20 protein-coding genes and 2 pseudogenes (1 of these 22 only partly in view) are annotated in these 21890 nt (G+C 39.4%); 10 read left to right on the top strand and 12 right to left on the bottom strand.

Annotation, left to right across the window (positions count from 1 at the left end; all coding sequences use genetic code 11):
- The 3 genes from FHG67_RS10355 to FHG67_RS10345 form a co-directional block, all read right to left on the bottom strand.
- Positions 1-943 carry the 5' portion of a BTAD domain-containing putative transcriptional regulator gene (locus tag FHG67_RS10355; protein WP_004502141.1) on the bottom strand. 629 nt of this gene lie to the left of the window's left edge, so 943 of the gene's 1572 nt are visible here — the first part of the coding sequence; its start codon is at positions 941-943; its stop codon lies beyond the left edge, outside the window.
- A gap of 498 nt (positions 944-1441) precedes the next feature.
- On the bottom strand, positions 1442-1600 hold the full coding sequence (locus FHG67_RS22035) for a hypothetical protein (protein ID WP_016761313.1): 159 nt from the start codon (positions 1598-1600) through the stop codon (positions 1442-1444).
- Positions 1601-1897: 297 nt separating this feature from the next.
- On the bottom strand, positions 1898-2101 hold the full coding sequence (locus FHG67_RS10345; protein WP_002622098.1) for a hypothetical protein: 204 nt from the start codon (positions 2099-2101) through the stop codon (positions 1898-1900).
- Between the two features lie 47 nt (positions 2102-2148).
- Here FHG67_RS10345 and FHG67_RS10340 point away from each other — a divergent pair, with 47 nt between their 5' ends.
- The gene (locus FHG67_RS10340) at positions 2149-2424 is read left to right on the top strand and encodes an RNA recognition motif domain-containing protein (protein ID WP_001028883.1); all 276 of its coding nucleotides are present in this window, start codon (positions 2149-2151) and stop codon (positions 2422-2424) included.
- Positions 2425-3980: 1556 nt separating this feature from the next.
- Positions 3981-4703 (top strand): MORN repeat-containing protein, encoded by a 723-nt coding sequence (locus FHG67_RS10335; RefSeq protein ID WP_004498282.1) that lies wholly within the window; start codon positions 3981-3983, stop codon positions 4701-4703.
- 488 nt (positions 4704-5191) lie between these two features.
- Here FHG67_RS10335 and lsa20 read toward each other — a convergent pair whose 3' ends face one another.
- Positions 5192-5785, bottom strand: a complete 594-nt coding sequence (gene lsa20, locus FHG67_RS10330; protein ID WP_061230867.1) for an LIC11469 family lipoprotein adhesin Lsa20 — start codon at positions 5783-5785, stop codon at positions 5192-5194.
- A gap of 142 nt (positions 5786-5927) precedes the next feature.
- Entirely contained in the window at positions 5928-7445 is a 1518-nt protein-coding gene (locus FHG67_RS10325; RefSeq protein ID WP_142499774.1) for an NADase-type glycan-binding domain-containing protein, read from the bottom strand.
- A 175-nt stretch (positions 7446-7620) separates the two neighbouring features.
- Between FHG67_RS10325 and FHG67_RS10320 the strand changes: the two genes are divergently transcribed.
- The gene (locus FHG67_RS10320; RefSeq protein WP_142499773.1) at positions 7621-9141 is read left to right on the top strand and encodes an RCC1 domain-containing protein; all 1521 of its coding nucleotides are present in this window, start codon (positions 7621-7623) and stop codon (positions 9139-9141) included.
- A gap of 15 nt (positions 9142-9156) precedes the next feature.
- On the top strand, positions 9157-10662 hold the full coding sequence (locus tag FHG67_RS10315; protein ID WP_004502790.1) for a di-heme oxidoreductase family protein: 1506 nt from the start codon (positions 9157-9159) through the stop codon (positions 10660-10662).
- 215 nt (positions 10663-10877) lie between these two features.
- On the opposite strand, the gene FHG67_RS10310 is transcribed toward FHG67_RS10315, so the two are convergent.
- Both FHG67_RS10310 and FHG67_RS10305 read right to left on the bottom strand, forming a co-directional pair.
- Positions 10878-12335 carry a catalase gene (locus tag FHG67_RS10310; protein ID WP_002618312.1) on the bottom strand — a complete coding sequence of 486 codons (1458 nt, stop codon included), beginning with the start codon at positions 12333-12335 and terminating at the stop codon, positions 10878-10880.
- Positions 12335-12895, bottom strand: coding sequence for an ankyrin repeat domain-containing protein (locus FHG67_RS10305; RefSeq protein WP_002618272.1), 561 nt, complete (start codon positions 12893-12895; stop codon positions 12335-12337). The genes FHG67_RS10310 and FHG67_RS10305 overlap by 1 nt, the downstream gene beginning before the upstream one ends.
- A 192-nt stretch (positions 12896-13087) precedes the next feature.
- Between FHG67_RS10305 and perRA the strand changes: the two genes are divergently transcribed.
- Positions 13088-13543, top strand: a complete 456-nt coding sequence (perRA, locus tag FHG67_RS10300; protein WP_002618299.1) for a peroxide-responsive transcriptional repressor PerRA — start codon at positions 13088-13090, stop codon at positions 13541-13543.
- A gap of 87 nt (positions 13544-13630) precedes the next feature.
- Here the strand turns inward: perRA and FHG67_RS10295 are convergent, their stop codons facing one another.
- Positions 13631-13867, bottom strand: a complete 237-nt coding sequence (locus tag FHG67_RS10295) for a hypothetical protein (protein ID WP_016758328.1) — start codon at positions 13865-13867, stop codon at positions 13631-13633.
- 217 nt (positions 13868-14084) lie between these two features.
- On the opposite strand from FHG67_RS10295, the gene FHG67_RS10290 reads away from it, so the two are divergent.
- Positions 14085-14948: a flagellar hook-basal body protein gene (locus FHG67_RS10290; RefSeq protein WP_004498327.1), complete on the top strand. Its 864-nt coding sequence runs from the start codon at positions 14085-14087 to the stop codon at positions 14946-14948.
- On the opposite strand, the pseudogene FHG67_RS22680 reads toward FHG67_RS10290, so the two are convergent.
- From FHG67_RS22680 to FHG67_RS10265, 4 genes and pseudogenes are all read right to left on the bottom strand, one after another.
- Positions 14949-15119 (bottom strand): annotated as a pseudogene (locus FHG67_RS22680) (transposase); the annotation flags it as partial.
- 45 nt (positions 15120-15164) lie between these two features.
- Positions 15165-16237 (bottom strand): IS3 family transposase gene (locus FHG67_RS10280; protein WP_250185454.1). Its coding sequence is split into 2 segments (ribosomal slippage): positions 15165-16000 and positions 16000-16237, totalling 1074 coding nucleotides; the frame shifts between segments, so codons are not numbered across the junction.
- A 71-nt stretch (positions 16238-16308) separates the two neighbouring features.
- Positions 16309-17556: pseudogene (locus tag FHG67_RS10270) on the bottom strand (transposase); the annotation flags it as partial.
- A gap of 354 nt (positions 17557-17910) precedes the next feature.
- On the bottom strand, positions 17911-18330 hold the full coding sequence (locus FHG67_RS10265) for a hypothetical protein (protein WP_004502840.1): 420 nt from the start codon (positions 18328-18330) through the stop codon (positions 17911-17913).
- 339 nt (positions 18331-18669) lie between these two features.
- Here FHG67_RS10265 and FHG67_RS21760 point away from each other — a divergent pair, with 339 nt between their 5' ends.
- The 4 genes from FHG67_RS21760 (at position 18670) to FHG67_RS10245 (ending at position 21668) form a co-directional block, all read left to right on the top strand.
- A complete protein-coding gene (locus FHG67_RS21760; protein WP_004498268.1) occupies positions 18670-18831 on the top strand; it encodes a hypothetical protein in 162 nt (53 codons plus the stop codon).
- A 34-nt stretch (positions 18832-18865) separates the two neighbouring features.
- A complete protein-coding gene (locus FHG67_RS10255; protein ID WP_004500426.1) occupies positions 18866-19714 on the top strand; it encodes a hypothetical protein in 849 nt (282 codons plus the stop codon).
- Between the two features lie 147 nt (positions 19715-19861).
- A complete protein-coding gene (locus tag FHG67_RS10250; protein WP_004498288.1) occupies positions 19862-20401 on the top strand; it encodes a hypothetical protein in 540 nt (179 codons plus the stop codon).
- 124 nt (positions 20402-20525) lie between these two features.
- Positions 20526-21668 (top strand): hypothetical protein, encoded by a 1143-nt coding sequence (locus FHG67_RS10245; protein WP_004498301.1) that lies wholly within the window; start codon positions 20526-20528, stop codon positions 21666-21668.
- The last annotated feature ends 222 nt before the right edge of the window (positions 21669-21890 follow it).

Below are 21890 nucleotides of genomic sequence, written 5' to 3'. Positions count from 1 at the left end.
CTTTTTCAAAACGAATGAGAAGAATCTTCACGAGCTTCAGCATCTTTCTTTTACTGGAAATCTCCGTTTGAGGAATTCGAATCCCCCCTCTTTCAAACTCCAAACTGCCCAAAGTACGAATAAAAATCCGATCTTTTTTAGAATCAACTTTGGAATCCGCTGTCGGAAGAAATTCCGCTTTCTCATTTTCTATCTTTTCAATTTGTTTTCCGGAAAGAGGGGAGATCCAAACTTGTTTTAATCCTTTTTGGACTTTTCTTCCCGATTGATTCAAAGCGAGAATCGAATCTACAGAAAGCATAAGAATCAAAAAACTGAAATGAGAAGTATATGGTAGCGCTACAAAATTCATAGCGATTAGAATGTCCAAAAATACGTTCGCACAAAACAAAATGAGTCCTACGGGAAAGAATAAATTATTCAATAAATTGTGAACGAATTGTACGATCACCTTAAATAAAATCCAAATGATCATCAAAATTTCTAAAAGATACCAATAGTGAACCAAAGAAGATTGTTCGGTTTCGTAAACCACGATTCCGAGCAAAGGAAACTTCTTTGGGTATGCAAGTTTGATATCATACGAACCCGAATCCATCAAGATGACAACGGACAATAACACACTGAGAAGTATGTACAAATAGACAAAATCCTTACTGAAAATTGTATGATAACTATTTACAAACAGGATCAGAGACATCCCAAGTATAGGAAGAATTGTATTCTCCAGCCTTTCCCAAACGAGGGCTTCCTCCGCGTTAGCTACGTTGATGGTTTTCGTAAAACATAAAAGATACAATCCGTAAGAAATCTGTAAAAAAGCAAAATATAGGAGATATACCTGTTTTCTATTTTTATAATATAGAAATAAATTATGCAGAGTCCTATAAGAAAGCAGAGTAGCCACTAAGTAACAAGACACCTGGTAGAATGTCATATCCATTGATTTTCAAATTCCTTTCGTTATCTTGCAGCCTTTACGGTAGTACATTTGGTGAATAAAAGCATATAATTTTTTATCAACGAAAATTCTTTGGCAAGAATTGAAATACAGCGACGGAATTTTAAAACTTGTTTTTATAAAAGGGAAAAGACATTAAAATGTGCGATGACAACCGACTGGCTCTCTTTTGGAGCTACTAGTCTCACATAATAGAGTGCCAAAATTCTGCGTTTCAAAGTGGGATTTATGCTCAAATGAAAACGGTATTCTATTTTATAGGGATCAGTAATAAGCCAGTATGCCCCGCAATTTTCCGAACATAAAAAACTCGCGTGAAGAATTGCATCACATCACTGATCACGGAACATGTTTTTCTCGGTTGTCTCGACTTTGGTTAGTGAAATACTTCAATCTCGAAAGAGCCGTAAAGGACCCTCCAAGTGCATAAAACTTTTCTAAATTACCAATAAGATCCTTGAATCCGAAGATTTAAAATCGTTAAAACCGACTTTTTACTAGGATATGTTTTGAGATATCGGCAAACAAATCCAATCGACTGATTCTTCGGAATTCGATCCGCACTCTGATCGCCCCTTTGAGCACGGATTCCACGACTTTGAAAAAAAGGATATCCCTCGGTTTCTTATTTCGGACCATAAAATTCTAAAGAATGACAAAGCCAACTACTGAACTCTTAAATATACCGATCGGTATGTAAAATCTAAGATAGATCGGCTCACATTCTGCTTTTGAAAACCAATTTCTTCCAATTTCAAATCGGTTTTTGTATACAAGAGTATCTTTTCTACTTGAGAGAATCAGAAAATTCTTATGTTCAAAAAGCATTTTTTTCGTTTCTTCTGTCTTGTCGGAAAAAATTTAAAAAGTTTTTCCTCAAAAAAGAGCTCGTGTAAGAGAAACGTAGATCCGATTTCAAGATATCAATTGAAAAGTTTAATGCACCGTTCGGTTTTTTAGAGAGGATAAATTCGTAAAATGTGAGATTTTCTTGACAATTTTTTGACCGTGCTTACCGTAAGCGCGACTGGAATTTTTAGCTGCCTTTTCCCGGGTCAGTTGAGAACTTTTAAACGATAGAGCACCAGGAAAGGTCATTTCTCTTTCGAATCCCGCCGATTGATTGGTCTCGCCTTGCATTCTATTCGGATTTAAAAGCCAGTAATTTTTTGTAAGGACCCTTTCTCATGAACATTTACATAGGCAATCTCGCCTATCAGGCAACCGAAGACGATCTCCGCAAAGCATTTGAATCCTTTGGAGAAGTGACCTCAGTGCGCATTATCACTGATAAACTTTCCGGCAAATCCCGGGGATTAGCATTTGTGGAAATGGCAAATAAAGAAGAAGGAAACGCAGCGATTGACGGCTTAAACGGAACCCAAATCCGTGGAAGAGAAATTAAAGTCAACGAAGCTCTTCCTAAAAAACCTTTTCCAGAAAAATCCAGATCCAGATATTGATTTTTTCGAAGGGAGAAAGACACCTGTTTTTCTCCCTCGAATAACAGTCATATCGCGCTCAGGTTCTTTTTTTGAGATTCGGACTTTTTACCGTTTCGAATTATTTCTACTGGATGAAAATTTTCGATTCAAGCTCCGGCTATTCGATTTTTTCCAAGGAAACGATTCCTCCGAGCTAAATTAGGCCTAATTTTCGATCGGGAATCCTATTTTCTATTTCCTCAATGCGGCGAATTTAATACGTACGACGCAGTCTACATTCCCTATTTTTTTTTTATATAGAATCGATAGATCCACGAAAAAAAGACGAAAACAAAAGGGATAAACTCTAACTGATACGACGCCCGAACATTTCTAAGATGTTCCATTTCTTTTTGCACGATCCAGATGTATAAGAAAAGGCAATATTCCAATGTGTCAAACAAGCGTGTAGCCGTACTTAAACGTGAGTTCGGCGTAAAAAAGTTTGGACGAATAAGAAATTAAAGTATTACTCTCAAACTCAGTGAAACGGCTTCCTACTAAAACCAGCCACACAAATGAAGAAGGGGCTTTTGGGATCATAAGGATCAAAAATTGATATTTTTCAAATGTTCCGACAAGAATGAGGCTTTTTACTTGCAAGAAGTATGATTTTGTGGTAAAGAAAAATCTCTCGAGGTTTTCCCGCCTCCCGGCTCAATGATTTGCTCCCTACGGGTCGCTCATCACCCCCCACCCAAAATCAGGGAAACTCAGGCACAACGCTTCTAAGGGGCGCGTTGAAGAAACTCAACGCAGAGCTCCCTAAGGGCCGATCGTTTCACAGAGGATTGTCGTAATTCCGACAGATTTATCTTCGGATCCAAGTATTCGTGGGGTTGATTATGGCTTCTAAGGGCACCGTTCAGATCGCAACATAATAATCGCTTTCGCATTTTGTTATACCGAACTCACCTTACTTATTGCTTGCAATTTGAGCCGCCGGCTCCCTCAAGTATCCTTCCTATGTTTCGATTCTTGCAAAGATCGGAAAGATTCCCTCCTTAAGGGATGACAAAATGCAATTGAAGATTTGAAAGAGGATGTTTCATTTCGGAGTATCTACCCCATATAACAAAAGAACCACGTTTAAAACAAATCATAGATTTTTCGAGACAGAATTTCGCAGACAGCCGACACTCTCCGTAAAAAAATTATGTCTAAAGTAATCCTAAAATAATTCATCCAAAACGAAAAACATGAAATTGTTCAACCAAACCCACTTTCATTCCCCTATATTTACTTATCTTAGAAACAAAATTTGACTAGAATTTCTTTTTTACTCATCTCTACATAATAGAGTGTCCAAAATTCTGCGTCTCAAAGCGGGATTTGTGTTCAAATTAACGGTACTCCTTTATGTAGAGATGAATAGTCAATCCAAAGATACTCGTCCTCAGAACTCCCAAACCTATCTCAAAAGTAACTCATAATGTCGTTTAACGATGGTATAATGCAAAGTAGAAAGCTTCTGAGATAGGCTATAACAAGAATTGAGTTTGACATATTCCATCTCGACAAGTAAAATTTTGACTATGTTTGTTGGTGCAAACGTTTTTATTTCGTATTCAAAAAATATGATTCTCTTGAAACAAATTCAAAACTCAGTTTCTAATAGGTCCAATTCCCCTCTTTTGATGAGAACTTTGCGCAATTCTCTTTTGGGAGTTATGTTCCTTATTTTTACAGTACAATGTTCTTACGGAGACAAAAAAATTTCGCCTAACGACATTACAAACGATACCGAAAATTCCGATTCGCTCCATAACGATACAACAGAACAAGAAGTACAAACCTCCGATCGTTCGATCAGTGCGAAAACAGACTCAATCCGAGGTTGTATCCAAGGAGATTGTATTTCCGGTATAGGGACCTATATTTACGATAACGACGACGAATATAAAGGCTCCTTTTCGAACGACCTCAGAAACGGTCCGGGAAGAATGAGATATAAGAACGGAGACAGATTCGAAGGAAACTTCAAAGACGACTTAAAAGACGGGAAGGGAACGTATATCTTTAAAAACGGAGCAATGTTGGAAGGGACGTTTGAAATGGGAAAAATGATCGGTCCCGGTAAGGTTCGCTTCCCCGATACGAGTATATACGAAGGGGAATTTCAGGACGAAAAGAATTCGGCCGAAGGAATCATGTATTCTTCCTTCGATCATTCCAAAAGGCACTGCAAAATCGAAAACAAAATAATTCTCTGTGGAGGACCTGTGCTCGAACCCGGCAATCTCAAACCTCTTCACTGAAATCAGACGATTGAACAGACTCTAAACCTTTGAGCCTAAGTATTCAATTTCTGAAGTCCTTTTCGAATCCCCAAAAAGATCGCTTAGACCGCGCTCCCATCCTCAAATGGCAGATTCAGGAGTTTTATGTAATTGATAATTTAACGTGAGTTCGGCCGTTGAAAATGAGAAGAATTTTCTAAAAGTAGAAGTCCCTACTTTTAAAATTTGCTCGTAAAACCGCGATTTGTTGTAGTTCCCACATTTTAAAGAATAGATTTACAGAGTTCAAATTCCAACTTCCTACAAAAAAGATGAATCATGGATTTCTTACGGTCCTGCCCACGTTAATTGATTTCATAATAACTCTTACTATAAAGAAACGATTTACCAAATCGGTTTCAAAAGACTTGCAATCCGGTTTCGAATTCTTTCGACCCGAATATTTGTCAGTACAAGTAAAAATAAGATTCTGTGAAACCGAAATCGGAACTCGTTGGAAAATGGTTTCAATTTTCGCCCGTAGTATCGACACCGACCCCTTTTTGGTAGAGGCGGAGTCTTTCTTCGTCCATCCCCACTAGTGTATGAGAAATTTTTAATTCTTTTCCGAACGCCTCTCCCCCGACTCTTAACTCCACGACCCTGAACCAGGTTTCACGCGGAGGAATATAAAAGGCATGATTGACACAAAGGCATTTGAACTTAAACCCTAAGGAAACTTCAGGCGGTTCCATAGAATGGGGGGCGGCAAAAAAATAAAAATCCTGTTCGGTGGTATTTTTTACAACCAGTACAAATCTTTTTCTAGAACCTGGTTTGAGATAAAGCTCGGATCCTTCTATCTTAGAAGAAACCGGAGCCTCTGACAAATCTCCGACGCTTCCCGTGGCCCAGAGTTCCACAGGTCTCTGAGAAGCTCCCTCGTAGAGTTCCATTTCCAAAGGAAAATTTTTTTTCTCCCAAAGAATCCGAATCTCAATCTGTCGATTTGGATCGAAAGAAATCGGTTCCAAATTTTCAGAATCGGAAATTTCTTTTTTACAACCAAGTAGATATAAAAAAAGAACCAAAATTAGAATTTTATAAATTAACTTCTTCAATTGAAAATAACCTAAAATTTTAGTATAGAGTCGTTGAAAAATTAATTCCCAATCCGTTTCCGTTTAATGAAAATGGTCGATTGAAGCAACTTTGTTAATCCGAACTTTTTCAACAACTCTAATGTGAAATTCCTTTGGAAATTTACTCAAGAGTCATCTCTAAAATCTGAAAATCCAGTTTACGACTCGGACTTGTGTTTTGGATGTAAATGTTTCCATTCAAATTTTTTATCGTTATGAAGTCTTGAAAAATAATCTCCTTTTTATTCGGATCCTGATTTCCCATATTACAATCCCGGCCACAACCGTTACAATCCATGTCCTCGTCCTTATGCTGCTCCATAAAAGTAGATGAGTATTTTCGCATATATCCAAATACCCTCAATTTCAATGCTTCCGAAGAGGATTCCTTTACTTCGTAATTTCCGATTGCGTAGAACTTGCTCGTTTTGTAAAGCGTTCCCTCTTCGGCATCGTTTTGATCTTCAATATTCCCTTCCATAAAAAAAGATCCGTCGGAACGCATTCTCAGAGTCCAATTGGACTCGGTTCTTACCCCGTTTGATTCGTCTATAACGGTTGTCGATGGAGAATTGATCGTTTCAGCCACTTGCGCACCGTTTTCCGAACTTTCAATCGTTTCAATACTTTGAGGCAAATGAGATCTTTCGGATCCTTTGAGTCCTCGATTTAAAATCCCATCCAAATTGGAAACGGTAAATTGTAAATGATTCGATTCTGCGATACTTTGAGATCTTTTGATTGGATCGATTAGAATCCAATTTTTCTTTTCTCCGAAACGAATTTCGCTGAGCACAATTCCCTTGTACATTTTTCCCGCATAAATATCGGTTACTGTCAGACGAAGATTTTTACCTTCGAACGGTTTCTCCAATTGAATTTCTTGAGGTCCGAGTACGTCCTGAACTTGAATCTTCTGATTATATCCGTTGTCTCCGGTAAGAGTCGCCTCTTTCAACCTCCCGTTCGAATAACAGTGTTGATCCGACCTTTGATATCCGTTCCAAATTTTGATTTTTGTGATTGTTTGCCGCTCGCTGAATCGAAAATCCAAAGTGACACCGACCCCCTTTCCTTTTCTATCGTCGGAGGCCCATGCGTATTCGTAACGAGAGTCGAAAAGATTCATCACGTCATAGGACGAAACGGGACTTAACGTATCGGAAGCTATTACCGAACCTTCCACAATTTTAGGAAGTTTTAAAGAGAATTGCTTATCTTTTTCGTCGTAAAAGCGTATCTGCCCGATACAGAGATCTTTGTTCTTTCTGAAATTAATCGTTACGGATCTCGCAAATACCGCCTTTTCAAAACTCACGACCCCCTTCTGATTGGAAAGGTTCGCGGTGGCACTTAACTCGTTGAAGTTGATATAGACGGTCACCGCATCCGTGAATTCCCCTTTGCAGGAATCCACTTCCATCTTTTTCAATTGGAATCCTTCATCCGGATAAAAATGAAGTTTTACGAACTCGGCGCCCTCTTCGGGTTTCCAACCGCCTTCTCCGAGTGCGGCGAACGCGAGTTTATCACTCAAGGAAGTGGATGTTGCCATAGAAACACTCAGTTCTTTTTTACAACTTACTGAGACGAAGACGAGGAAAGAAACCGTAAACAAAAAATGGATTTTAGGATTCATGGGGAATTCTCCCGGGAAAAATTTTACGAGCCTCCACACAAAATTCTACCTATGAAATTGCAAAGGAGAATACGAACGAATAAAATCCGGAAATTCTTGACTTCAAATTGCGCAGGGTTTCTTTTGAAAGTATAATGATACTAAGACTCATTATCAATAAATAAAAGAGGCTACTTTGAACCGAAAAGTTACGTTTATTCTATCTACGATCTTAGCGCTTAGTTGTAAGCCAAATTCACGCCTTGATCCGATTCCCTTCTTTCTATTAGGAATCGGCGCCAATCAAGCCGAGTTGAATCAAAGTTCTTTCCAAATCCTTTCCCCAAAAGAAGGAGAAATCATTACTGTCTACCAAGTGGAAGCTACGATTCAGACTGATATATCGGGGGAATTCGAGATCTACGACGAAGAACAAAAACTTTTTTCCGTTCCGATCCATTCCCCTTCTTCTCAAACGTTCCCGCCTTTTAAACCCAAAAACGGGGAGAATACGATTCAAGTTCGTTTTAAAAAACCAGACGGCACGATTCTTCAAAAAGAAGTAAACTTCTATTTCGGAACTAAACTCAGCGCAGGTGGAGCTCACTCCGGTTTTTTGAAAAATGGAGAAGTTTATACGACTGGTAGAAACAATTTCGGCCAACTTGGAACCGGTAATTCCACGGGAGATGAGAACAATGATGTGATCGTAAAACTCAATTCGATCAGAAATATTTTTAGCATTCATTTCAATCAAAACAATTCCATGGCAATTGCAAAAAACGGAAGGGTCTATACCTGGGGAAACAATGCGAAAGGACAATTAGGAATCGGAAATAACAACACGAACCCGGCCAATCCTCGAACAGCGGGAAATAGACAACCCCCTACTCTAGTTCCAGGAATCGACGACGCGGTTATGGGAGCTTACGGCTTCAATCACGCTCTGATCTTGAAATCGGACGGAACCATTGTCGCTTTCGGTCAGAACAACGTGGGCCAACTGGGAAACGGAGCGAACGATTTGAATGCCGATTCGTTTTCTATGAACCCGGTCGCAGTCGTGGGTCTTAGGGACGTCATCCAAGTAATTGCCGGTTCGGAACATTCGGCGGCGCTTACCGAAAACGGAGAAGTCTACGTCTGGGGTAGAAACCAATATGGCAACCTAGGCAACGGAAGACTTTCAGCCGCCAACACGGCTCAGTCTATTCCCGTAAAAGTCGAGGGGCTCCCCGAAATCAAACAGATCGCAAACGGAAGGGATCATATTCTCGCATTGGCATCGGACGGAAGAATTTATTCCTGGGGACTAAACGCAAGCGGCCAGTTGGGAATCGGAGGAAACGGCTCTCCGAACCCGACGCCTATTCCAACACAAGTCTTGAATATTCTAAATGCTTCATCCGTTTGGGCAGGAGGAACTCAAAGTTTTTCGATCTTAAAAAGCGGAGAAGTGAAAGGTTGGGGAGCGAACGGTAACACCGCAAATTTAGCAATTGGAGAAACGAACACCCAGAAAGTCTACGAACCGAACAAAGCGGTGGTCGGAATTGACGATGTCATTCACTTCGGTTGTGGAGCGACTCATAACTTCGTCCTACTCGGAAACGGAGAAATTTACGGTTGGGGTTGGAATTTCAAAGGATCCTTAGGAAGACAGGATCTACAGGCAAACTGGGGTGCCCCGAATCCGGTATCAATTACACTTCCTTAATATTCAGAATTTAATATGAGTTTGAATTCTCGATTTGTTTTATCTACTCCGATCTTTTTCGGATCTTTATCCGGAAAGATCTTTCGAGTCACCCTATTTCTTGTTTTTCTGTCGACACAAACCTGCGCTCCCAAGGAAAAATTCTGTTCTTCTAAAAATTGCCAAATCGGAGCCGTTCTGATAGCAATCCTTTCGGAATCCGCGGATATGGAATGGGGATACGAAGACGGAGAAGAATACCAAGGTGGTAGGACGATGACGAGTTTCGAATTCGGAAATTTGGCATTCCGGCAATTTGCCCAAAATTCCCCTTTGAGGTCTATTTCCGAATATACGGTAGGACAAACCGTATTCGAAGTTCCTTGGATTCCCGGCTTTTCCGCCGCCATTCCAGACAGGGACGGACTCGGTCCCCTCTTCCACACGAACGCCTGCTCCGCTTGTCATGGCGCAAACGGAAGAACGCTTGAAGAGGACCAAGAGAACTTAACCTTCAGTCTCGTTCGACTCAGCGTCGGTAGCGATTCCAACCATGAAGAACCCAGTTACGGAGGACAATTCCAGCCGAACTCCGTCCAGGGAGTGCCCAAGGAAGGAGACGCTATTCTCACTTATCGAGAAATTGTAGGCGAATTCGAAGACGGCACGAAATATACATTACGCTCTCCTTTATTAGAACTTTCGAATTTAGGATACGGCCCTCTTGCAAACGACACAAGGACCTCCGTTCGAGTTCCGCCTCAGGTCATAGGGCTCGGGCTTTTGGAAACGATTCCCGAAGATACAATCCTCGCGCTCGCAGATCCGGATGATAGGGACGGAAACGGAATTTCGGGTCGACCGAACTATGTCCGGAATTTAAACGGAATCGGAACAACCCTGGGAAGGTTCGGCTGGAAAGCAAATAACACCGATTTGGCGAGGCAAAGCTCCGCGGCCTTTTTAGGAGATTTGGGAATTACCTCCCCTATGTTTCAAAACGAGAACTGTAAGAACACCCAGGCCCAGTGTCAAGCTTCCAGAAACGGCGGTTCCCCCGAAATTGCTCAAAATAAAATCACCGCAATCACGAACTACTTGAAGCTCATCGCAGTTCCGGCAAGAAGAAAGGCCGATAACGCAAGCGTCCTTTTGGGTAAGAAAATCTTTTTCCAAGCAGGATGTAAAAATTGTCATCTTCCAAAAACTCAAACCGGTCTGAACGAAAACTTCCCCGAGCTATCTTTCCAAACCATCCGACCTTATACGGACCTTTTGTTACACGACATGGGAGACGGACTCGCGGATAATAGACCGGATGAAGAAGCGAACGGAAGAGAATGGAGAACCCCTCCCCTTTGGGGAATCGGCTTATTCGAAGTCGTAAACGGTCATACGAGATATCTTCACGATGGAAGAGCTAGAAACCTGATGGAAGCAATCCTCTGGCACGGGGGAGAAGCGGAGTCGAGCAAAGATTACATTCTCAAATTGAATATTCGGGATCGAACCCATCTTCTTAATTTTTTGAAGTCGCTTTAAAAAATTCGAACCTCTCCACAAACGCCTCAATATTCTAAAGAAGAAATGTAATAAACAACGCAATTCCGTAATTTTGGACTTGTCGCACATTCTTTAGAATGTGCGACATTGAATTCTTTTACTGATCCCTATAAAATAGAGTACCGTTAATTTGAGCAAATCCCACGTTTAGGCGCAGAATTTTAGACACTCTATTATGTAGAGATGAGTAGGAACTAAGGGCAGGTTCTTATATCTTCTAAGGGGATTTCCACTTTTCCCGCCAGTTTGGTTCCGTATTCCGGATCGCAGAGATAGAAATGTTTGAGATTCGCAACGAGCACACTTTTAGGAAGTCCGCGCATCGTGGAAGCGATCGCAGAAGTGAGCCTTTCTCTTTCCTCCATACTCATGATTCTATACAAATCCCCTGCTTGAGAATAATCGTCGTTTCCTTTGTGGGAATCGTAACGATCCGCATCTCCGGAAATTCTTAAAGGAGGTTCGGCATAGGAAGAATCTTGTACCGGTCCCTCAAAACCGTTCGGTTCATAATTATCGTAGTCCCCATCGTATTGAAACTTCGCACTTCCGTCCCTATGATAAACGTTCACCGAGTTCTTAGGTCTATTTACCGGAAGTTGCTGATATCGTATCCCTAAACGATATCTCTGAGCATCCGGATATGCGAATAACCTTCCCTGCAACATTTTATCCGGAGAAGCGCCGATTCCAGGAGGCATATTGGAAGGAGAAAAGGCGGCTTGCTCTACTTCTTCGAAATAATTCTTAGGGTTGGCGTTCAATTCCAACACTCCCGCCTCGATCAAAGGATAATCTTTGTGAGACCAGACCTTTGTGAGATCGAACGGATTGAATCGATATGTTTCGGCTTCCTTCTCAGGCATGATCTGCAAACAAAACCTCCACTTAGGAAATTCTTTCCTTTCAATTGCCTCAAACAAATCTCTAATCGCGTAATCCGGATCAGTTCCGGCTAACGCAGATGCTCTTTCCGAAGTCAGGTTTTTGATTCCTTGCATGGATTTAAAGTGAAACTTTACCCAAAAGCGCTGTCCTTGGGAATTCCAAAGTCCGAAAGTGTGACTTCCGTAACCGTTCATAAAACGATAACCGTCCGGAATTCCCCTATCTCCGAAAAGAATCGTAACTTGATGTAACGCTTCGGGGGCCTTTGCCCAATAATCCCACATACGAAACGGATTCTTATAACCCGTAATCGGATCTCTTTTTTGTGAATGGATAAAATCTGGAAACTTCAACGGATCTCTTTCAAAGAATACGGGTGTATTATTTCCCACAAGGTCCCAAATCCCTTCGTCCGTATAAAACTTGATCGCAAAACCTCTCGGATCCCTTTCCGTATCCGCGGAACCTTTTTCGCCCGCAACCGTCGAAAAACGCAGAAAGAGAGAAGTTTGTTTTCCCACCTTTGAAAAAACGGAGGCCCTGGAATACTTCGTAAGGTCGTGTGTGATCGTCAGAGTTCCATAAGCTCCCGCTCCCTTTGCGTGAACGACTCTTTCCGGAATTCTTTCTCGATTAAAGTGGGCAAGTTTTTCAATCAGATGAGTATCCTGAATGAGGACTGGACCTCGGGGTCCGGCCGTGATGGAATGTTGATTTTGTGCGACCGGATGACCTCCAGCCGTAGTAAGGGTCTTTTTACTCACTATTGTTCTCCTTTTTTAATTTGAATGATATATAAAATCCAAGATTTAAAAAAAGTTAATAATCTTTGAAACCGAGTCGATTCGGATTCACTTAGAAGTTTACTGACTTCCGTTCGACCAAACATATTAGAAAATTGAAATGCGTTTTGTCCCTTAGAGTTTCGATAATTTTTATCAGCCCCCGCGCTTAATAGAATTTCTACGATCTTTGTGTGTCCTTTGAATGCCGCTCCCATCAATATAGAATTACCTTCCAAATCCGTGGAATTCGGGTTTGCGCCTTGAGAGATTAGAAAAAGACTCGCTTCTTCTTGTCCGTTATAAGCGGCTAGCATCAATAATGTATAACCCTTTCGATTTTTTTCATCTACATGTCTTAGTGTCCCGATCCGTGCCTTTAAGGCTTCTACGTCTCCTCGTCTTGCCGAATCAAAACAAGGGTTTTCCGAATTTATACTTTTTTGATATTCGATCCAAGCTTTAGAAACTACCGTTGTCGTTTCTCTGGGAATTTTTCCTTTCGAATTGTGTTCTGAATCGGTTTGAAATTCAAAATTCATCCTAAAACTCCATTAAATTGGAAAATAAATGTATAATTTTTCAATTTTAATTTATAATTAAATCAAATTTATACATTTTTAAACTAATTATAGAATTATATCTATTTTAAAATAATAAAAAATTAGCTCAAGTCTTTTTTTAGAATAAGTCTAAATTATAGACAAAAATTATCTCCCCTGGAAAATTGTCACATGAAGAATTCTTACGAAAGAAGCAAAAAGATTCTGGAAGACGCCAGAATCAATGTCACGGTTCAAAGATTACAGATGGCCAATCTACTGCTCTCGAAACCACAACATCTAACCGCCGACCAAGTGTTTCAATTGATAAACGAACATATTCCAAACGCTTCTCGGGCAACCATATTCAATAATTTGAAACTATTTGCAGAAAAAGGAATCGTGAAGCTTTTGGAACTCAAATCCGGAACTACTTTGTATGATTCCAATGCGAATCACCATCATCATGCGATCGATGAAGAAACTGGGGAAATCTACGACGTAAATCTAGATCCCAAACTTCAGGAAAGAATTCTTTCGGAACTTAGAAAAGACTTCGAGACAAAAACCGGCAGTTCTTTAGAAGACTGTAATTTATTGATCACATTAAAAGGAAAGTTAAAGAAAGACAAGAATACTCGAAATTAATCCTTCTTTTCAGAGTTCTCAATTTATCCTGAGAAATGAACCGATGAACTTAAACGTTTTTGCGAGTTTCTTTGCAAAGCGCAATTCTCATCCGAACGGCAATTCGGAAACTTCAAATTCGATCTTAAACGTTTTCCCATGGCGGCTTATACGAACCGGAATGTTCGATTTTCTCCTAAGTTTGATACCGAGATGCCCTAAAGAGATTTTAATAGTCTCATCGTTGCTGTAACGAGTGAGCACGTTTGTATTGATGATCCCTATAAAATAGAGTACCGTTAATTTGAGCACAAATCCCACGTTTAGACGCGGAATTTTAGCCACTCTATTATGTAGAGATCAGTAAATGACGTTTCATAAAATAATATCCGTCAATCCTTCGAACAAGAAATAAAATTTCATATAGAATCAGATCTTTTTATTTCTCCAAATCAATACGGGAAATAATGAAATTCCTTTTCCTTTTCCAATTTATGTCCTCAAAATTGTTATCGGATTTTTTAAAACCGCCGATCTTAGAATAAGGGTCAGGTGAAAAAACATGCTTAGAGGAATGTATACAGGCGCAAACGGAATGATCATTCAGCAAACTCGGATGGATGTGATTTCAAACAATCTTGCAAACGTGGATAAAACCGCATTTAAAAAAGACACAACCGTGTTTAAGACATTTCCCGAACTGCTACTCCATCGTTTCGACGAGGACGGAGTCGGTAAAGTTCCGATGGGTTCTTTCGATACCGCCCCCGTTGTCGGTAAACTCGGATTAGGCGGTGAAGTGAACGAAGTTTACACTCGCTTCGAACAAGGAGCCGTCAAAAAAACCGAAAATCCTTTCGACCTGATGCTGCAAGACAGACCCGGGACCGAACATCCCGCTTTTTTTAACGTTATGACAAATCGAGGAGAAAGGCTTTCTAGAAGCGGGGCCTTCGTGATGGACACGAACGGTTATCTAGTCACTCCTCAAGGTTTTCCTTTGATGGGAGAAAACGGGCCGATCCGAGTCGCACGCGGTAATTTCTTGATTAAAGAAAACGGAGAAGTTTGGATCAACGGGGAAATCGGTAACGATCCAGTAAACGGAACTTCCATTGATAAGAACCGATTTGAAACTCCTGTTCTTTTAGATAGGCTTAAAATTAGGACCGTTGAAAATCCCCGCCATCTCGACAAAGAAGGTGATTCGTTTTACGCGGATACTCCGGAGTCCGGTGAGCCGATACCTTTTGAACTCAAAGATGAACCTTCAGTTTTACAGGGATATCTAGAGGCGTCTAACGTGAGTGTCGTTACAGAAATGGTAGAGATGATCGAAGTCAACCGTTCTTATGAAGCCAATCAGAAGACCGTTCAAACTCAGGATAGTTTGTTGGGTAAACTCATCAACGAAGTGTTAAGATAATTATCCCTTCCTTCCGATCCCAACTGCTGGACCTAACGGCCCTCGGGGATCGGAACCAAAGGATGATCTACCCATCTCCCTCGCATCATCAACACGCTCATCAACATCACCAGCAAGCATCTCTCCATTCTCACAAATCACATCCAACCCAAACACATGAGCATTCTTTATGACATGCCCCCATTTTTAGTACCAGCGTAATGTGTGAAAATCCTCTTAAGCAGAGCGTCTTAAATATTCCTCCGGAGTTAATCCCCCGAGTGAGCTATGTGGCCTTTCTGAATTGTAGAAGATTCTCCACTCTTCGATGAGGCGCCGGGCTTCTTCGATATCTTTAAACCAATTTTCATTTAAACATTCGTTTCGCATTTTTCCGTTAAAGCTCTCGATGAAGGCATTTTCAGTAGGCTTGCCCGGTGTGATAAAATGAATATCGACTCTTTTTTCGAAAGCCCATCGTAAAAATGTTTTTGATGTGAATTCGGGACCATTATCCACAACAATTTGTTTTGGTAGACTACGGACTTCGGATACTTCATTCAAAATCCTTACTAATCTTTCTGAAGTAATTGAGAATTCCGCCTTCGTTACGACTGCGAATCGACCGAAGTCATCGATAATATTCAAAATTCTGAATCTTCTTCCCGAATAGAGCGAATCCGACATGAAATCCATTGACCATCTTTCCTCCGATTTCTTAGGAACAATCTTTGGAACAGTAGGCAATGACAGCCTCTTTCGTTTTCGCTTGATTCGGTATTTTAAGCCCAATTCGGAATACAGGCGATAGATTCGTTTATGATTTACATGCTCTCCTTGACGAATGAAAGAATGGATCTGCCTATATCCCGCTCTTCTATGTTTATACGCTAAAGAACGAATTCGATCCTTTAATTCCTTGTTTTTGTCTTGAAGTCCGCAACGATACCGAAAGACGGTTCTGGAAATTTGCAAGAGACGACAGGATTTTCGTTCTCCAAGTTTCGTTTTGATCAACATAACTGCCTCTCGTTTCTGCTCGCGGCTCACCACTTTTTTTCGAGTAACATCTTGATCGCTTCATTTTCTAAAGCTAATTCTGCATATAGTTTCTTTAGCTTACTGTTCTCTTCCTCTAAAGTCTTCATTCGCTTCAGATCGCTCAGTTCTAAACCTCCGTATTTCGAACGCCAACGGTAAAAAGTATTTCCGCTGATTCCATACTTACGACAAACATCAGAGGTCGATGCCCCTGATTCCGATTCCTTCAATATCTTGTGAATTTGATCTTCACTGAAACGTTTCTTCATATTTTCCTCCAAAATTATATGCTTTTCAGAGGATTTCAAACATTCTAATTGGTTCTAAATTCGGGGGCTAGGTCATTTAAAAAACTAAATTCGTTGAGATAACGAGTAGAGTTTTCAGGACGAATGTAACAGTAGGAAGAGAAAGCTGTCTTCAAAAGTCTGTGATTTCCTTCGGCTACTTGGTTGTGGACTCCATTCTTGCTCCATCTGTTTCTTGCCCAACGGTAACGAGCATCTTTAGCGTGAGCGCTGTGATTTACAGATCTGTGGCTTTTGTAGATGTTCCAAAGCCAAGGATACCCTTCATCAGTCATTAAGGGAGTTTGTAAAGGTAGATGGTTCTGGATGATGGGTCCTAACGTGTTCATCTTCTGATTGGGGACAGAGTGAAAGAACACAGGTCCCTGCTTCACAGCAATTGTATGAGCCAAGGTTCCAACTTGTTTTCCTCCCAATTTGTCTGAAAGATAAATGGATGCTGTAGAGCCAGAATGACGATATCTTTTACGTCCCTGATTGGCTCTCTGACTTGCTGAATACAAAACTACTGTATCAGCACATACGTATGGTTTATTTTCCATGATTTCTGTAATATCAGTATCTTCATCAGGTGGAAGGGAGAAGTCCTTGAACTCTCTGTCGAGTGCATCAAAGGTCAGTTGTTTGTATTTGGGTAATTGCTGTGAGGCAAAGACTTGGAATCGTTTCTTTAAGCTTGCTGCGCCCTTGTATGAAATTCTCAGTCTCTTGCTGATCTCAGTTGAGGTAACTACCTTTGGGTGCTGAATCATACTCTCGTAAAAGACATAGCTGAACATCCACAGAGGAAGCTTCAGGTGATGTAGAGGAGTGTAGCTCAGTCTCGACGTTAGATACCTACATGCTTCACAGCGGATCAATTCAGGTTGAGTTGAAATTTCCTTAGTCAGTAATTTGTCCGGACAGTTGGGACAATACTTCGGGTAGAAGTCATTCAGGATTTTCTTAGTCAGTCCAGTGAAGAAGTTGATGTTGATGGCTGGGTTCTTGCGTTTCTCTTTGAGTTGTGCTGATGTCAGTGGTTTAGGACGTGAGGGTGATTGGGAAGATGACTTCGTGGATGCGAAAGGAGTGAAGGTATTTGTAATACTCAAGTTCAGATCTTGAGGGACCTTCAGTTGAGTCTGTTTGCTTGGTGTTTTGGGTGTTACAGGAAATAACTGATTCCCATTTCGGTTGTCTTTCCACGGATGAGATATACAGATTTCAGACCAAGTTACAAGGTTCCTGTCGGGTTGATTGGGAAGTGTTGAAAGTGGTGTTTTGAGAGCAGCTTGCATAATTTTTTATGAACAAAAGCAAAGCTCGATACCAACATTAAAAACAAGGAATTTTTTCTATGATTTTGTTTTCTCAAGAACAAAAACTTAAGAATTAGAAACATAGAAGAAGGATTAAAAACTCAAATTATGATTCTTAGAAATTGAGATTCCTTCCGAAATCATCAATGTTAGTTGAAATCGAAAAAGAGAATTTTAAACAATTGAGCGAAGAAACTAAAAAACTGGAATTCCAAAGAATGGATCAACGAATTTGAATTTTAAAATCAATTTTCTATCCATGCTATTTTTTCTTTTGGCATTTCACGGAATGTAGAATCCGAAAATTAAAGAACAAACAAATTGATTCTCAATTCAATACTCATCCTTTTCCAACAAAGCCTCAATCATATCCGCAATTGCCTTTCTCTTTTTAGGTGGAAATTTGAGTAAGTTGATAACAATCTCACGAATGCCTTTCGTAGTTACGATCAAATCATACAAAACCTTATTCTCGTCCGTCTCTGTCATATTTCTTTCTTTCAAAGAGTTGTAACGAATGGGAAGAACCGGAATCGAATTGTCCACTAAATACGTTAGATCAACGTTATACTCACGAACAAACGCCAGCAAAACTTCATAAGCAGTCGTTTTCACTCGATTCTGAGTAATACTTCCAAGTCCCGGAACGGACAAACCCAGTTTCTTAGCAGCCACAACCTGGGTATCACCGGACGCATCAATTACAGCCTTCGCCTTAGCACCAAAGTAAATTTCTGTGTTTTTTGAAGCCATTCTGAAATATGTCAACAAAATTATCCTTGATTTATTATGTTATTAACATAATAAGGTTCTGAGGACTAATTTGGACGCACACGTACGATTTTGCACTCCTCCGTAATGTGAAGCAGAAAAAGGACGGGTTTTATGCATGGAATACTCTTTTCTACGAATCATTCAGTGATCTGGAAAGCCAGTATCCTTGGAATTCGAAGGGAAAAGGAAGATTTGGTTTGTATCGGGAATTCAGTCGTTTCGTTGGAACGAGATCGTTCCATTCTTAGATTCACTTTCTGTAATCTTCCAGCCTTAGTCCCAATCTCTCAGTAGAAGCGTATATAAGGAGTTTTTAAAATGAAACTATTAGCCATCTTCCTTCCCTGTATCTATTTCTTGATTACAGGCAATCTCATTCGTTCCGTGATCTCGTTCTGTCTGATGGCTTCGCTCGTCGGATGGATCTTCGCATCTATTTGGGCTGTTTCTCATCGAACGGAAACAATGATTAACGGATAAACCGCAAACAGCATTCAAAAAGGAGAAATGAAGAATGGGTTCAATGTACAAAGAACAGAAGAAGACAAACAGGATTCTTTCGGAACAAACAAAGTCGAATGAGAAAATCGCAAAGGCGAATTTTGAACTACAGAACAAACAAAACGTAGAGTTGGAAAGACAAACCTTCTTACTCGAACTAGAACAAAAAAACCGGGAATATCAGAAGTATCTCAGAGACTTTATCTTTGAAATGAAAAAGTTTGCAGAAGAGATCGGTTCAGGAAAGTACTCTGAAATTCCAGCTTATACTGCCGCAAGAATTGTTAAAACAAGAATTACATCAGAAGGAATCTCCTCTCAATCTTTTGAACAAATTCAAGACAAGGAATTCTATTCGCAAGCAATTGAGTCTTTAGATAAGGTTTTGGAGAGTGCATCCGCCAAAGCAATTACAGAAGGTGATCTTTATTTTGAAAAATATGAATCATTCCTGAAATCTATCGATAGAAAAGAATTTGCAAAAGACTATTTTTCAAACTGGGGAAAAAACTTTTTCTATACTCTCCAACCAGATGGAGATGAATTTCAGAAAAAACTAAACTTTCTCTCTGTTGGCTTATTCTCTGCATCAATCGTCTTTATTTTTTTTCCATTCTTCCCTATTGTGGGAGGTTTGATCGGCTTAGCTGTAACGTTTATATGGTTACAAAAAAGAATTTCTAAAGACTATTCGGCTTTGTTCTCCTCACTCTCTATTCAGACAAATTCCATCTCTGGAACTATGACTTTCAAAAAAACAATCCAAGCAATTGAAGGTTCCATTTTGGAATCGGAAAGTGAACTTCGTAAGTTTCGTCAGAGCAACTTTCCTGAAATTGAAAAATACGAGCTACCGAGGTAATCATGTTTAAATCCATTCATTTCGAATGAGAAGAAAGTCTGTAAGATTTAAAACCTAAGGAGATACTTCATGAAGTGTGAATTTTCAATGTTCTTTTCTCTCGTATTCAAATTAAATAATGATCTAAAATAGAAAGGTGCAAATCTAATGAAAGTAATCAGTGTAATCGTAAGTTTCTTTTTTCTAACTTGTTCCAGTCAAAACGAACAAACATTAAATTCAATTCCTGTAGTATCGCAACCGGCTCCTAAGGCTGCTTTGTTTTTACTAAACAAAAAAGATACGGTTTATATTGAAAAATGTAGTTGCTCTGTTCGAAAACTACCTATGCAAAGTGGCGCAGGACATTTTGGAGACGCATTTTTAGCCCATCTTACTCCGGAATCGGATAGAGAATTTGAACTCACCTGCAAAGGAAAAATTACGAATAAAACTCTATATAAATTACAGAATGTTCAGCTTCAATGGGAGTATTTATCGGCTACAAAGTTCCCCATTGAAAAAGGACCGGTACGAGAATATCAAAACAATTACATATTACCTAAATCTGTGGCTAATATCAGTCTTGTTATAGGAAGAGATTCCGGTATCAAAAACTTTTTCACGAAAGAAGTAAAACACTACGAATGTAAGATTACTTCAGTCGTTGAATCTGAATCAAGCGAAACAATTGGAATGAAAGAATGAAAATTCCAAATCCAGTCGTTTATTCCAATTTCTTAAACTAATATTCGAATAGGATAATTTCCAATTCCTTTTTCTCCCAAAGAATTTATAAACCAATTTAGATTAGAATCTAAGGAGTCTTACTTTGCAAAAATTGAATTTGATTTATTCACTTTTAGGACTGTGTTTCTTTTCTGCGAATTGCTTACACACAGTTAAACCTAATTATACGGTTGAAAAATTTGAATCTTTGACAAAACCTAAAGCTGTAATTGGACCTGGATCGTTGGGAGGTCCGACTCTTAAAGAAATGGTGAAGAAGGATCTGAGCAAGTATATTGATCTTACTGAATATTCAGAAACAGAGAAAGATAAGATTCAAATCGTTTTCCAAGAATATTCTCCCAGAGAGGAAGACAATTCTTACGGAAAAATTGGTATTTTTAACCTTTGTATTTTGATGCCTTGTTGGAAATCGTATGAATCTGGTGTTAAGGTCAAATATGAGATCAATGGAAAAATAGAAAGAGTGGAAAGATATACTGAAGATAAAACGCTTTGGGTTTGGCTTCCATTCGTCTTTTATAACATTTTTACACTTAGTTCTGAAATTGAGGATTATAAAAAAACTAAATTTTTAAAACTTCTGAATACAATCGCACCCAATATTGCAAAATCCACTTTAAAAATTGAAAATGAGAATAAGTCGAAAATGGCCGAACGCTTACAAATACAAAACGAACTTTCTGAATGGGAAAAGGTTAACAAAAATTCTGTTCGTGATTTAGTTCATTTTTTACAGAAAGTAAATGATAAAGAGATTGAGGAGCAAGCTGAAAAATTCCTTAACAATCTTTTAGATAAAAAAGTTCAGACTAATTTAGGAAATCGATATTCATTCGTTAAACCCTATCTAAAGAATATGGTTTTAGATTGGAATGGAGAACCAGCGGGAAAATACCAATTTTTCCAAATCTTCACTCGCTTAGTTTTAGAAAAAAATTCTGAAACTGGATTCAAACAAGATGTAAAATTATTCCAGAAAAATGGAAAGATTATATGGGAAATTGAATACGATGGCGAAACAAATCTACTTTATTTTGTTCCATATAAGAATAACATTACGCTTGAGAAAATTTCAAGAAAATCGGATCTAATAGAAGTAGCATTGGATTTATATTCTGTAAACGCCAAAGGTCCTTGGAGAGTATATGCTCTGTATGGAAGATTCTCTGCTTATCCCCTCTGGAAAGATTTAGATATAGACTTTTTGGACTCGTTTAAGTAACTAAAAGCTAAGAATTTTAGAGCGTGTTTCTTTTAGATGCACGCTTCTTTTTTAAATTCATTCAATCTGAGTTTTGATCGTACCCACAACAACCTTCATCCCTCGGAATCCAGAGAATAGCAAAAACAACTTCTATTTCCTTAAAAGTAGTTTCATTTCTACTCAATTACAAAATTCACTTTCTTTTAATTTGGTAAGGACCGATGAACTCTTTTCGTTAGT

This window comes from Leptospira weilii (genome assembly GCF_006874765.1).
GTDB classification, from domain to species: domain Bacteria; phylum Spirochaetota; class Leptospiria; order Leptospirales; family Leptospiraceae; genus Leptospira; species Leptospira weilii.
The sequence above is the reverse complement of the archived record's forward strand: the minus strand, read 5'-3'. Positions and strand labels throughout refer to the sequence as shown.

Bases quoted from the DNA above. Each gene is read 5' to 3' on its own strand.
- FHG67_RS22035 (WP_016761313.1), bottom strand. From the start codon at position 1,600: ATGGTCCGAAATAAGAAACCGAGGGATATCCTTTTTTTCAAAGTCGTG.
- perRA (WP_002618299.1), top strand. From the start codon at position 13,088: ATGAAGAATTCTTACGAAAGAAGCAAAAAGATTCTGGAAGACGCCAGA.
- FHG67_RS10250 (WP_004498288.1), top strand. From the start codon at position 19,862: ATGAAAGTAATCAGTGTAATCGTAAGTTTCTTTTTTCTAACTTGTTCC.
- FHG67_RS21760 (WP_004498268.1), top strand. From the start codon at position 18,670: ATGAAACTATTAGCCATCTTCCTTCCCTGTATCTATTTCTTGATTACA.
- FHG67_RS10325 (WP_142499774.1), bottom strand. From the start codon at position 7,445: ATGAATCCTAAAATCCATTTTTTGTTTACGGTTTCTTTCCTCGTCTTC.
- FHG67_RS10335 (WP_004498282.1), top strand. From the start codon at position 3,981: ATGTTTGTTGGTGCAAACGTTTTTATTTCGTATTCAAAAAATATGATT.
- FHG67_RS10305 (WP_002618272.1), bottom strand. From the start codon at position 12,895: ATGAATTTTGAATTTCAAACCGATTCAGAACACAATTCGAAAGGAAAA.
- FHG67_RS10255 (WP_004500426.1), top strand. From the start codon at position 18,866: ATGGGTTCAATGTACAAAGAACAGAAGAAGACAAACAGGATTCTTTCG.
- FHG67_RS10345 (WP_002622098.1), bottom strand. From the start codon at position 2,101: ATGCAAGGCGAGACCAATCAATCGGCGGGATTCGAAAGAGAAATGACC.
- FHG67_RS10340 (WP_001028883.1), top strand. From the start codon at position 2,149: ATGAACATTTACATAGGCAATCTCGCCTATCAGGCAACCGAAGACGAT.
- FHG67_RS10290 (WP_004498327.1), top strand. From the start codon at position 14,085: ATGCTTAGAGGAATGTATACAGGCGCAAACGGAATGATCATTCAGCAA.
- FHG67_RS10315 (WP_004502790.1), top strand. From the start codon at position 9,157: ATGAGTTTGAATTCTCGATTTGTTTTATCTACTCCGATCTTTTTCGGA.
- FHG67_RS10265 (WP_004502840.1), bottom strand. From the start codon at position 18,330: ATGGCTTCAAAAAACACAGAAATTTACTTTGGTGCTAAGGCGAAGGCT.